This is a genomic window from Euryarchaeota archaeon (assembly GCA_016207515.1).
GTDB lineage: Archaea > Thermoplasmatota > SW-10-69-26 > JACQPN01 > JACQPN01 > JACQPN01.
The window spans coordinates 139,966-152,037 of record JACQPN010000021.1; the positions used below are offsets into that span (position 1 = coordinate 139,966).

The following is a 12,072-nucleotide window of genomic DNA, read 5'->3' on the forward strand; positions in this document are numbered from 1 at the left end:
TTAAATGTCGCGGTATCTCGCAATCACTCCCATCTTAGGAAAACAGCGCCGGGAACGGCTAAGGCCAGGCAAGTTGCGGTGGAGGTGGACTCGGTTGGCCGGCGTAGATGACGAGGACGATCATCAGGAAGTCGAAGAGGAAATGAGAGACGATGGGCGCGATGACGTCCCCGGTCCGCCTCCGGATCAAGCCGTAGACGACGGCTAGGGCGAATGTCACTAGCACTTGGAGGACGTTGAGGTAGCTTGCGTGCGCCAGGCCGAAAAGCACGGCTTGGCCCCAAAGGCCGATCCGGGGTTGGAGGAACCCCCGAAAGAAGAGTTCCTCGCCTACACTTGCGAAGGCCGCGACGAGAAACGCCGTGCGAAGGTCCAACGCGGAGGCGATCTGGAGGGCTCGCGGGTTCGTGGGCGCTTCGATGCCGTAGCCGAACAAGAAGAGCCCGATGACGCCCAACGCGCCGAAGATGAGGAGGGTCGTCGCGACGCCGAGGAACACGCGGTTCGGGAGGCGGTCTGTGGCAAGGCCTAGTGCCCCGACCGTACCGAGCCCCGGTTTTCCGTCCACGAGTCCGACCCACACGACGACCGGGACCATGTACAGGATGAAGTTGAACATGAGCGCGACGACGATGCCGGTCGCGGACGGTAGCGTAAGGTCGTCGAAGGTCTTTCCGAGCCGGTCGATCGACTCGTAGTTGTACAACGTCTCCCCGACGATGCCGATCCCAATGATGACGAAGAACAGGAGCGCCATGACGCTGCCGGCGAAGACGTGGTCCCATCGGCGCACTTCAAGGCCGGCCCGTCGACATAGGGGTTCGAGCAGGCGCGGCGAGATCGCGTAAAGGCCGAAGGCCGCAGCGAGAAGCGAGCCGACCACACCCACCGCCCATGGCGTGTATGTGTAACCCTCTGCGACGAGCTCGGCGGCCCGGGCGAACACGTACCAGATCACCGCGGCGCCAAGGAGTGCCGTGGTTAGTCGAAGGCCCACGAGACGCTTGGCATCCGGGGGGCCATTCTCTTCGTTCGGCTGCAACGGCGCCCCATCGGATGGGGCGATATAGTATCTTCTAGGCGGGCCGGGCCACCCCTGCCTCTGGCGCGCAAGACAGGCGAGACGTCCCGCCGAAACTACTGAGATCGGCATGCCCGCCGTTCGACGGTTCCCGGCATTTGTTGAAATCTACATTAGGGGGTTGAACCCATATGGATTCGGTCATGAAATTCACGGTGGTCCTCGAAGAAGCAGCCGAAGGGGGTTACATAGTCCAATGCGTGGAAATCCCCGGCGCAATATCCCAAGGCGAAACCGTCGACGAGGCGCTCGCCAACGCGGCAGACGCGATCAAGGAGATCCTTTCCGTCCGTCGTGCCGACGCCAAGCGTGTGGCAGAGATCCAGCACGGCACCTTGGCGACGGTCGAAGTGGATGCATAGATTACCGCCCGTTGTCCCGCATGGCCGATGGGTCCTTTTGGCCGGTCCCGGATGATTCGATTCGCTCATCATCCGCGCCACGATTCTGCTCTCTGATACAGGTCGAACCGCGGGCGCGCTAGACTCTTATACTCGGATTCGCTTGGCGATTCCTCGGCCCAGAATGAAACGCAAGTTTCATTCGGGCCAGGTGAAGTGAGGCTTCACCCCGGCCCTCGTGGACTCGCCATGGCTCGTCCACCGGGCCTCGCCGAGCTCGCTTCGCTCGCTCGGCTTCGGGCTCATGGTCTAGTTGGTTATGACGGCGCTCTCACACAGCGCAGATCTCCGGTTCGAATCCGGATGAGCCCATGAAAGGCCGAGCGAAGGCGAGGCCGCTTCATGGGTCATCCGGAGTCAAGATGACGAGCGTTTGCGAGTCATCGAAGAATCCGGATGAGCCCATCGACGAGCGTCGCGAGGACATGGGCGAGGCCGGATTCAAGGTGGCGAAGCAATGCGGAGTCATTGCAGAATCCGGTTGAGCCCATCGCGTAGCGAAGCGAGGAGGTGCACGAGCGCGGATTCCAAGTGGAAGACGGACCGGAGTCCACGGAGCCGCGGTGAAGCAAGGGTTCACCGGGGAATCCGGATGAGCGCAACTTGACTCACGTGATTCGGTTCCACAGCCTAGTCGCTGGTCGGCCGACGGACCTCGTGAAGGGACGCGACAGCATATCTGGTAGCTTCCCCTCGCCCCGATCTCTTGACCAGGCCCAGCCCTTCGAGATCCCTCAGGCGGCGTTGGACGGTCTTGTCGCTCGCTCCTGGAAAGAAGACACGTGCCTCTCGGAATCGGAAGGATGCCGCCTTGTGGATGTAGACCCATTCCAGAAGTTCTTGTCCCCCAGCCTCGAGATTCGGAGGGATCCGTTGGAGGCGGTCGCCAAGCAAATGGATCCTTACGTATCCGTCGACCACTGTACTGGCGAAGTAGTTGGCCCAGCGTTCTGGTCTGCCAACGTCGGCCTCCTCGAGCCCAGCGTAATACTCCCCTCGGTCCTCGTTGATGGTGTCGTCGATCGGGCAGTACCTGATGTTCGGGAGGCCACCGATCGCGAGCACCGTAAGGGTCGCAAGCCGGCCGAGACGCCCGTTTCCATCGCCGAAAGGATGTATCCGTTGGAATTCGTGGAAGAAGTAGGCAGAGCGCGCGAGTACGGGTAGATTTTGGGACGGGCCGTTGAGCCATGTGAGGAGTTCGTCCAGGTCTTTTTGGACGCGTTCCTTTGGCGTGGTCTCGAGGACGCCGTGGGGTCCGACGACCACATTGTCCTGCGTTTTCCATTGGCCGGGTTTCGCGTCGTTTTGGAGGGGGACGCCCGCGAAATATTCTCGATGTAATTGGCGCAGGTCATCCTTGCTCAAGGGAAACGACGCGCGTGGAAGGTCTTCGACGAGACGGAAGTAGTTCAGGACTTCGACCTCCGTTGGGAGAACGCGGCCGGGTCTCACCGCTCCGGCTTTGTAGGTTCGGTAAAGTTCCTCGACGCGGGCAAGCTCGATCGGTCCGGCGTCGATGTTGGTCGTTCCCCACCCATTGCGGATGAGTGCGTATTGGTAGAGGGTTTGGCGGACGCGAAGACTGAGGCGATCGCTGGGGACCCCCGCGTCCAACCGGCGGGCTTTTTCGCTTTTCTCGAGAAGGAATAGGCTGGATTCCAATGTCCGCATTAATACGGTCATATATCTGATATAATATTTATAATTTATTAAAGAATGACTGTGTTAATCAGGTCGCCAATCCTGTCATCACGCTCTTCGATCGGGTAATCGGTTGTCGGTCTTGTTCGCCAATGGTCGCCTCCAACTGCTTCCCCAAAATGAAGGTCTCGGCTCATCCTCCAGCTGGCCATGACGGCGCTCTCACACAGCGCAGATCTCCGGTTCGAATCCGGATGAGCCCATGAAAGGCCGAGCGAAGGCGAGGCCGCTTCATGGGTCATCCGGAGTCAAGATGACGAGCGAAGCGAGTCATCGAAGAATCCGGATGAGCCCATCGTCGGCGCGTTGCCGGTCTTTCGTGCCCGGGCCGTTCACGAAAAAGACGGCGCGCGGCGTCGCAGCCTCCAACTAGGTCGGAACGGCAGTTTTGAAGAAGGGAACGCCCTGGAGCCGTCTTTTACGATAGCACCATAAACATTAAGAACAAACCCCCTCTTGACCTCAAACAGCATATCCAATATGCTTAATTAGGCTCCTCGCGAGTCTAAGAGTGGTAGCGGCCCAGACCCAAGAGCAGAAAAGGCCTGTTTTTCGGGGCGGGGAAGCTATCTCGTGAATAAAATAGAAATGGGTAAATACTTCGCGTCCGTAGGACGGAATCGAAGGAAAATACACTAAAAAGGAGACAAGGGAAGATGACGAGCAAGAAAGTCTTGGGCTTGGCGTTCGTGGCGGTTGCAGCATTGGCGTTCATAGTGCTTGCGCCGGCTGCGGAAGCACAAGCTACACAGACGAACACCAATGTCATCATCACGCCAATAAACGAGAAAGTGAAACCCCTCGCCGGATCTGTAAGCATGCCGATCAAAGTATGCTACACATACACGCCATCCTCGACTGCCAGTTTACTTCCCACGAAGGTAACGATTACGGCCGCTTCTGAACAATCATACTTCATTGTGACGCCCGTCCCATCCACCAGATTCTTCGCCATCAAGACGGCCAATCCGACCCAGCAAGGATCCGGAGCACAAGTCCAGGATTGTAGCTTGGATGGCGAGATTGTGGTCCAGGTCAGCGCGACCGCGGAGGCACCGGCGTTCACGCCTACAGGCATCACCGTCGATGCAGCGGCCGCCGCCAACGGCGCCAATCTCGAACCGAGCAACAGCAACACGAAGGTGACCGTCGAGGCCGACTTCTTCTCGATACTGGATGCATCCACCCCAATCAGCATCATTAAGGCAACGCCGCAACAGGAAGTCCCCTATCCGATAACAGTCACGAACCTCGGTAACGCACAGACGAAGGTGTTCTTCGACGTGGATTCGAAGCCCCCTGAATGGCAGGTGACGGTTCCCCCGCCGATCACGCTTGAGGCAAAGAGTGCGGGCGGAACGAGAAACCAGAAGGTCGCGACCGTCGTGGTGCTCACGCCCTACAAGAACGGGTACATGAATATCGCCGGCGCGATTACGATCAAGATCACGTCGAATTATGCATTCGATCCCCAGAAGATCGGAGATAGGACGCTGGTGTCAACGCTGACCATCGACAAAGGTTTCTATGTGCCCGGGTTCGAGCCCCTCGCGCTCCTTGGCGGCGCATTGGGTGTTGCAGCCGCGACTGGAAGGTTCCGACGGCCTGGTTAGCGCAAGGGACGGACCGCCGATATGAAGGCCGAACGGCTTGCAGCGCTAATCGTGTTGCTGACGTTATCCGTCTCGGTTCCCACGGCTCGCGCCCAGAGCGACGTATACGGATTCTCCGTGGATGTGGAAAAAGGGTCAATCGATGTTGGCCGGTTGAAAACCGCGCTATTGCCGTTCACCGTCAACGACTTTTCTCGTGATCAGAACCAGCAGGCGATGTCTCATTCGTTCAATGTCCGAGTACAACCCTTGACTAACGACACTAAGGGTTGGGGGGCCGTACCGACAAGATCGTTTTTCAGCACCGTGCCTGGACAGCTTGTGACGTCCGAGATATTGATCTCCACGACCGGGAATCCGCGGCCATACTTCACGAAGTGGAGCGTACTTGTCCGGATGTCCGTCTTCAACGGCTCGTATTACGACGACTCGTTTGAGTTCGAGGCGCGGCTTATCCCATTCTATGAACCGCATCTCCTTATCGCGGACGCCCCCGTGAGCATCGGGCCGTCCGGCGAGGTCCATTACAATGTCCAAGTGACGAATGCTGGCGCATACCCAGACAGTTTCGATCTCAGCGTGGTCCCCACGCTCGGCTGGTTCGCCGGAATACAGCCCAATATCGCCCTGGAGCCTGGCGAGACCGAGATTGTGAAACTCACCTTGGTGGCCCCGTCGGCAAAGGCGTTTTATCAGGGGGAGACGGCGACATTCACGCTCGTCGCGGTCTCAAACACCGACCCTGACTTCGCCTACACGACAATTGCCGTGGCGTCAGTCGCCGGCTTCTACGTCCCGCCGTTCTGGTGGCCGCAGATCGGTCTTGGCGCGGTTCTCCTGTCGATCGTGGTTTCTGGGACTCGCATGAGGGCGCGGCAACGTCGCCTCGAAGACGGGCCTCCGCGTCCGGTGCGGCTCACGCCCGCCCAGGAGGAAGCGATGTTCCGGCTCAGATCCACGGATCCGGAGGCTTACAGGGTGCGTTCGGCGGAACTGCGTCGCATCTACGAGGCGCGGCGCGCCGATTACAAGGCGCACATCAAGGAGCGCCATCAACATTTCCTCGTCGAGAAGCGCCATCAGCGCGCCGAGGCCGCGCGGATCCGCAGGGAACGGAAGGCGAAGGCGAGAGCCACGTCAACGCAGCGTCAGACGGCGGCGCGCGAAAAGGCCCGGATACGCAAGGAAGCCGCCCGCGCCGCGCAAGATAAGAGAAAGCAGATCCAGGGGATCGCGAAGCTCCAAAGGAAAGCGCAGGTGGAAAAGCAACGGGTCGAAAAGAAGGCTTGGAAGGCAGACCGGGGGAAGCGCAAGGCCGAGGCGCGCGCCGCGAAGATCGCCAAGAAGGAAGAGGCGAAGCGGCGTAAACAGCTCGCAAAGCTGGAGAAGGTCAAGCGGAAACTGGTCGCCAAGAAGACGAAGGAGCTCCAGCGCCAGAAGAAGGCCCAACTCAAGGCGTTGAAACAGCAGGCCAAGATGGCAAGAAAACAGAAGTGAACCCCGGTTTCTTCCAAGGCAATCTCGTGGGTGACGGTCGTAGAGGAGACCCAGCCCGAAGCGGCGACGCCCATGGCGGCATCGGCGGGCGGTGGACGCCAACCTGGACCGGCAGTTTTCCGGCTGCATGGCCATGTTCGTCCATTGAAGCCGCAGAAAACGTTAATAGGCCAAAAGCCGAGAGGCGTCAAGATGCGAAAGAGTGGCGGACACCGGGGGCGACCGGCCCTCCTTCTCATGCTCGTCCTTCTCGCACCCACCCTTTCAGGCTGCGTCTCGTTCCAGAAGGACGTCCGTTTGATCGTCGTCGGTTCAGCGCCAAAACAGACGAACGGCCTCACGATCAGCGCGTTCTCCCAGGTCCCTATAATCGGCGGGATCGCCAACGGCCTCGCGACCTACTCGGTATCGAAGGACGGTCACTCGGTCTATCCTCCCGCGGGGGGAAGCGCCATCCTCAACATCGAGGCCGGTCGCGGCACCGTCTTCATCCCCTACAGCAGCTTCGTCGTGGATAACGGGCCCTACGACATCGTCGTGGAGTTCAACGGGGACCGCGGTGTGGCAAAAGTCGACGTGGAAAAATGGGTGAACCACGTCTTCGTGAAGCCCTACGTGGTAAAGGATTCCCTCATGGTGGACGCTGTCTTGGAGAAGAACCGGGGCGACCCGAACTCCAGGATACTCGCGGAGGGCACCTTGCTCCTCGACATCAACTACCACCGCACCGGTTGCAAGGACTCGGCCGAGCGCGTCTTCTCGCTCTCCGTGACGACGCCTAGCGGCGGCCGGGACCCGACCTTCACGCGGGTCTCCGTGCCGTTCTCGGCCTTAAAGGCGACGAGCGGGTACTACACCGCGGAGTCGACCTTCCACAATCTGGAAGCGTATGGGAACAACAACGTCAAGAACGACCCGACCGTGTACGAGGGAAGCTATCCGGCGAATTGTGTCTTCGTCCAACGATGACGGGACTGCCTGGAGCTGCGCGTTTACGAAATCTGGAAAAAGCCCTGCGGCGTTCGGAGGATCGTTGACATGATGGCGGATACCGGGTCTCGTGGCGCCGCATTGGCGAGGGTGGTGGCCTTGGGGCTCCTCCTTCCCATGGTCTCGGGTTGTGTGGGCTCTTCCCCCGACGCTGATTCCGACCGCGACGGCCTCACCGACGCCTTCGAGGCGGCGGAACGCGGGGTCGCGATCAACGGGATCCTCGGGATCGTCATCCACAAGGTCACGTCGGACCCGTTTGACGCGGATACCGACGGTGATGGCCTCGACGATTTTTACGAGGCCCAAGCCGGGACCGACCCGAGCCTCATGGACTCGGATGAGGACGGCCTCTCCGACAAGGACGAGGTTCATCTCTGCACCGAATCAAACGCCGCCACGCATTTCGATAGCGACCGGCCGCTTCCCGATGGGCTTCCGGACGGGGAGGAACTCACGGGGTGGAAGATCGTCGTACGCGGCGTCGCGAAGCAAGTGACATCCGATCCCTGCGACCCGGACTTGGACGACGACGCCGTGAGCGACCTTGACGAGAAACGTCGTGGGACGGACCCGAACTCCAGAGACACCGATTCCGACAAGGCGGTCGATTCGGCCGATGTCGATCCCACGTGGGACCTAGGCGTCGCCTTCACTCTTCGTATCGCGCGAGTGGAGAACAGCAGCGTCCAAATCGACAGCCCCGTCCGCGTCGAAGTGCGTAGCGACGAAGGGGCGAAAGTCGACAACATGAGCCTCAAAGACGCGCCGGGACTCGCCTATTCAGGTGTGGTGGACGCGGGCGACGCGGGGCTTCCCGGAGGCCTTGCGCCGCGCTCCCTTTTCATATTCGTCATCGATTCGGCCGGCCGTGTCCTGAACATCTCGAGCGGCGCGGACCCCCGCGTCTTCCAATTCACTTTCGACCTCACCACGGGAAAGGCGAAATGGGCGTCGGGCGAATCGACGACAGGCACGGGTTTCACATCGGGAACGGAAGCGCGCATTGATTTCATCCTGAAGACGGCGCGCAGTTAGGCGACCGGCGAGAGCGAGGCGATTCGGGTCAGAGCGCGGAGTGTGTCTTCATGGCTTCGAGCAGGGGCGGACAGAATGGCTTCCTGGGCATGGCGCCGGATAGGCGGCTTTTAGCATGGCCAACCGACCCTTACTACGTCCTCTCGAACTTCTTAAGTATTGCCAGCGTGTAGTCCGCGCGGTGCAATAGGGATAATCGTCAAGCACGACAACATCACGCTCATCGGGACGGCGCACGTCTCCCAGAAATCGGTCGACGAGGTGAACGCGACCATCGAGGCGGAGGCGCCCGACATAGTCGCCGTCGAACTTGATGAATTGAGGCACAAGGCCCTTACCGACAAGCAGCGCTGGCAGGAGACGCCGCTCATGGAGATGATGAAGGGCGGGCGCTCCTACTACCTCCTCGCATCCGCCTTCTTGGCAAGCTACCAGCGCAGGATCGCGCGTGAGGCCGGCGTCGAACCAGGCGCGGAGATGCTTGCAGCGGTGAACAAGGCGCAGGAGAAGGGGATGCGCGTGGAACTTGCGGATCGCGACATCTCGATAACGTTGAAGCGCGCCTGGGGCAGGATGGGTTTCATCGAGAAACTCAAGATCGGTTGGGAGTTCATGAAGGCCGCCACCGGCGCCGGGGATGAAGCCGTGGACGTGGAGGGCCTCATGGAAGAGGACGCACTCACTTTGATGATGGATGAACTCTCCCACCACGCGCCGTCCGTGACCGAGGTCTTGGTGAAGGAGCGGGACGCCTACCTGGCAGGAAAGATCCTTGCCGCGGCCAAGGGCGGAAAAGTCGTTGCAGTCTTGGGCGCCGGCCACTTGAAGGGCGTCAAGGCCCATCTTGAGAACCCGGCCGGGATACCGCGGCCAGAAGACCTCACAAGCATCCCAAAGCCGAAGTTCGCGTGGGGAAAGTTCATCGGATCGGCGCTTGTCCTCCTTATCGTGGGACTCATCGTCTACGCCGGTTACCAGGGGGTCCAAAGCGGGAACTTCGACAAGCTCCAGGAAGCGCTCATACAATACGTCCTTATCACGGGCCTCCTCGCCGCCCTCGGCGCGGCTCTCGCTCTTGCCCACCCGTATTCCATCGTTGCAGCCTTCGTCGGCGCCCCCTTCGCCGTCATCCATCCTCTCATCGCGTCGGGCTGGATCTCGGGTTACGTGGAGGCGATGGTCCGAAAACCCACCATGAAGGACTACGAGGGGCTCGCCGAGATGGAAAGTCTCCGCGACTTCTACAAGAACCGCGTGACGCGAGTCCTGCTCGTGGCCGCCTTCACCAACATCGGCGCAATGGTCGCAAGCGTGATAGTCGTGCCGGCGCTTCTCAAGGTCGTGGTCGGATGAACTCGAGCCCGTTCAAGCGAAGCGGTGGCGACGGCGGGGTGAACGACGTGGGTGCGCCGGAGGATGCAGGGGACTACAACGATTATCCCGACCCAGGGGCATTCACGCTTTCCGGAACGGAAATCCTCCACCTGGTCCTTTCCATAATCGTCCTCACGATCGCGTTTGCATTCGCGTTCACCGATTCACGGCTCGTCCAGTTGCCGGGATTCGGAGGCCAGCAGGGGTTCGCGCGAGCCATAGAAATCATGCCCTATTCGGCCCTCATCGTGGTCCTGGGCTTTGCGCTGCACGAACTCTCCCACAAAGTGGTGGCACAGGGTTACGCGATGTGGGCGGAGTTCAGGGCGAGCGCGGGCGGCCTCCTCATAGGCCTGGGGTTTGGCGTCCTCACGGGGTTCGTGTTCGCAGCCCCAGGCGCCGTCCACATCTACGGGAGCAGGGACGACTTCGACGACGAGCGCGATTTCCTCGAGGCGACGGGGAAGATTAGCGTCGTGGGCCCCCTCATGAACATCGTCATCGCCATCGGCGCAGTCGCGGCCTGGATCTACGTGTTCGGCGGCCGGGGCCCGCAGGCCGGCGGTGTCTTCGTGATGCAGCTCATGGCCTTCGTCAATGCGTTCCTCGCCGTATTCAACATGCTCCCGGTGATGCCGCTTGACGGTGCGAAGGTCCTTGCCTGGAACAAACTCATCTACCTGGTCGTCGCCGGGTTCGCGGTCTTCCTCCTCTGGTTCACGGCGTTCGGCGGGTACGCCGCCTTCGTGCCTGGGCGATAGGCGGGCGCAAGGGCAATCGTCGGACGCCTTCCCCGATCGTCGAACCAACGCAAAAGACGGCTCGAACAGGCCACCAAAAAGGTTTCCTCCATACTCTTGTGCCGGCGACCATGCCCCGAGACGCGTCTTGCAGTAGGGTTATCTACCAGCCTCCGGCTTCAAAGGCGGTGGCACGATGAAGGAGAACGTGACGGGGAAGGGCGTAGTCCGCAAGGAAAAGGATTCCCTCGGCGAGGTGTCGGTGCCGGCCGACGCGTATTGGGGCGCGCAGACGCAGCGCGCCGTCGAGAACTTCCCGGTGAGCGGCACGACGATGCCATCGTCCTTCATCCACGCGCTTGGACTCGTGAAGTTGGCGTGTGCCCGCGTGAACCGGAAGCGCGGTCGCCTTGACGGCAAACTCGCGGACGGGATCGAGAAGGCGGCGAGGGAGGTCTGGGAAGGCAAACTCGATGCCCAGTTCCCGATCGACGTGTTCCAGACCGGAAGCGGCACCTCGTCGAACATGAACGCGAACGAGGTGATCGCTTCGAGGGCGAACGAGATCCTCGGCGGGAAGCGCGGTGACAAGTCGCCGGTCCACCCGAACGACCACGTGAACATGGGCCAATCCTCGAACGACATCATACCGACGACCCTCCACGTCGCGGGCGCAATCATGGTGGAGAAGGACCTCCTCCCGTCACTGCGGCACCTCCACTCGGCCCTGGCCAAGAAGTCCCGTGACTTCGACGATGTGATCAAGATCGGTCGCACGCACCTGATGGATGCGGTGCCGATCCGGCTCGGCCAGGAGGTGTCTGGCTGGGCAAGCCAGGTCGAGCACTCGATCGAACGCGTCGAGGCGACGCTTCCACACCTACGCGAACTCGCGGTCGGTGGCACGGCCGTGGGAACGGGACTCAACACGGCGCCAGATTTCGGCTCCGACGTCGCAAAGGAGATCTCCGACCTTTGCGGGCTCAAGTTCGTCGAGGCGAGAAACCACTTCGAAGCGCAGGGAGCACAAGATGGCGTCCTCTGGAGTTCCGCCGCGCTGAACAGCACTGCGGCGAGCCTCATGAAGGTCGCAAACGACATCCGGCTCCTTGCCTCGGGCACCCAGGCGGGGCTTGGTGAGATAATGCTTCCAGCCCTTCAGCCTGGCTCCTCCATCATGCCCGGCAAAGTCAATCCTGTGATTCCGGAAGCGGTCATCCAGGTGTGCGCGCAGGTCCACGGCTGCCACGTCGTCGTGACGCAGGGCGCCCAATGGGGGCAACTCGACCTCAACACGATGCTTCCCGTCATCTCCTCCAATTACCTCTTCAGCATCGGGATCCTCTCGAACGCGTCCCGTGTCCTTGCGGACAAGTGCGTCTCAGGTATGGAGGCGAACCGCGAACGCTGCGCCAGTTACATCGAGTTCAGCGTCTCGATGGCCACGGCACTAGCCCCGAGGATCGGGTACGACAAGGCAGCGGAGATAGCGAAGGCATCCGTCAAGGAAAAGAAGACCGTGCGCGAGATGGCCTACAAGATGAGCGGACTCACAAAGACCGAGGTCGACACGTTGCTCGACCCCAAGGCCCAGACGGAGGCCAAGTGGACGGGCGCGGGAAGCGGCGGATAGC

General features: G+C 60.8%; 11 protein-coding genes and 2 tRNA genes. 11 read left to right on the plus strand and 2 right to left on the minus strand.

Features of this window, described 5'->3' with window-relative positions:
* Nucleotides 1–58: 58 nt before the first annotated feature.
* A complete protein-coding gene (locus HY556_09180) occupies nt 59–1,042 on the minus strand; it encodes a CPBP family intramembrane metalloprotease (GenBank protein ID MBI4393951.1) in 984 nt (327 codons plus the stop codon).
* 182 nt (nt 1,043–1,224) lie between these two features.
* Between HY556_09180 and HY556_09185 the strand changes: the two genes are divergently transcribed.
* From HY556_09185 to HY556_09195, 3 genes are all read left to right on the plus strand, one after another.
* A complete protein-coding gene (locus HY556_09185) occupies nt 1,225–1,443 on the plus strand; it encodes a type II toxin-antitoxin system HicB family antitoxin (protein ID MBI4393952.1) in 219 nt (72 codons plus the stop codon).
* A 277-nt stretch (nt 1,444–1,720) separates the two neighbouring features.
* Nucleotides 1,721–1,794, plus strand: a tRNA-Val gene (locus tag HY556_09190).
* A complete protein-coding gene (locus tag HY556_09195; protein MBI4393953.1) occupies nt 1,794–1,967 on the plus strand; it encodes a hypothetical protein in 174 nt (57 codons plus the stop codon). Before HY556_09190 ends, HY556_09195 begins: the two co-directional genes overlap by 1 nt.
* Before the next feature lie 145 nt (nt 1,968–2,112).
* On the opposite strand, the gene HY556_09200 is transcribed toward HY556_09195, so the two are convergent.
* Nucleotides 2,113–3,147 (minus strand): Fic family protein, encoded by a 1,035-nt coding sequence (locus HY556_09200; GenBank protein ID MBI4393954.1) that lies wholly within the window; start codon nt 3,145–3,147, stop codon nt 2,113–2,115.
* Nucleotides 3,148–3,315: 168 nt separating this feature from the next.
* Here HY556_09200 and HY556_09205 point away from each other — a divergent pair.
* The 8 genes from HY556_09205 to HY556_09240 all read left to right on the plus strand — a co-directional run bounded on the left by HY556_09205 (nt 3,316) and on the right by HY556_09240 (nt 12,071).
* Nucleotides 3,316–3,389, plus strand: a tRNA-Val gene (locus tag HY556_09205).
* A 453-nt stretch (nt 3,390–3,842) separates the two neighbouring features.
* Entirely contained in the window at nt 3,843–4,799 is a 957-nt protein-coding gene (locus tag HY556_09210) for a hypothetical protein (GenBank protein ID MBI4393955.1), read from the plus strand.
* Nucleotides 4,800–4,820: 21 nt separating this feature from the next.
* Nucleotides 4,821–6,296: a hypothetical protein gene (locus tag HY556_09215; protein ID MBI4393956.1), complete on the plus strand. Its 1,476-nt coding sequence runs from the start codon at nt 4,821–4,823 to the stop codon at nt 6,294–6,296.
* A 192-nt stretch (nt 6,297–6,488) separates the two neighbouring features.
* On the plus strand, nt 6,489–7,265 hold the full coding sequence (locus HY556_09220; protein MBI4393957.1) for a hypothetical protein: 777 nt from the start codon (nt 6,489–6,491) through the stop codon (nt 7,263–7,265).
* A gap of 69 nt (nt 7,266–7,334) precedes the next feature.
* Nucleotides 7,335–8,324 (plus strand): hypothetical protein, encoded by a 990-nt coding sequence (locus HY556_09225; GenBank protein ID MBI4393958.1) that lies wholly within the window; start codon nt 7,335–7,337, stop codon nt 8,322–8,324.
* Between the two features lie 159 nt (nt 8,325–8,483).
* Nucleotides 8,484–9,677, plus strand: coding sequence for a TraB/GumN family protein (locus HY556_09230; protein MBI4393959.1), 1,194 nt, complete (start codon nt 8,484–8,486; stop codon nt 9,675–9,677).
* A complete protein-coding gene (locus HY556_09235) occupies nt 9,674–10,459 on the plus strand; it encodes a hypothetical protein (GenBank protein ID MBI4393960.1) in 786 nt (261 codons plus the stop codon). The genes HY556_09230 and HY556_09235 overlap by 4 nt, the downstream gene beginning before the upstream one ends.
* Before the next feature lie 175 nt (nt 10,460–10,634).
* Nucleotides 10,635–12,071: a class II fumarate hydratase gene (locus tag HY556_09240; GenBank protein MBI4393961.1), complete on the plus strand. Its 1,437-nt coding sequence runs from the start codon at nt 10,635–10,637 to the stop codon at nt 12,069–12,071.
* The last annotated feature ends 1 nt before the right edge of the window (nt 12,072 follow it).

Coding starts and splice junctions, on each gene's coding strand:
- HY556_09185 (MBI4393952.1), top strand. CDS start 1,225: ATGAAATTCACGGTGGTCCTCGAAGAAGCAGCCGAAGGGGGTTACATA.
- HY556_09195 (MBI4393953.1), top strand. CDS start 1,794: ATGAAAGGCCGAGCGAAGGCGAGGCCGCTTCATGGGTCATCCGGAGTC.
- HY556_09210 (MBI4393955.1), top strand. CDS start 3,843: ATGACGAGCAAGAAAGTCTTGGGCTTGGCGTTCGTGGCGGTTGCAGCA.
- HY556_09215 (MBI4393956.1), top strand. CDS start 4,821: ATGAAGGCCGAACGGCTTGCAGCGCTAATCGTGTTGCTGACGTTATCC.
- HY556_09220 (MBI4393957.1), top strand. CDS start 6,489: ATGCGAAAGAGTGGCGGACACCGGGGGCGACCGGCCCTCCTTCTCATG.
- HY556_09225 (MBI4393958.1), top strand. CDS start 7,335: ATGATGGCGGATACCGGGTCTCGTGGCGCCGCATTGGCGAGGGTGGTG.
- HY556_09235 (MBI4393960.1), top strand. CDS start 9,674: ATGAACTCGAGCCCGTTCAAGCGAAGCGGTGGCGACGGCGGGGTGAAC.
- HY556_09240 (MBI4393961.1), top strand. CDS start 10,635: ATGAAGGAGAACGTGACGGGGAAGGGCGTAGTCCGCAAGGAAAAGGAT.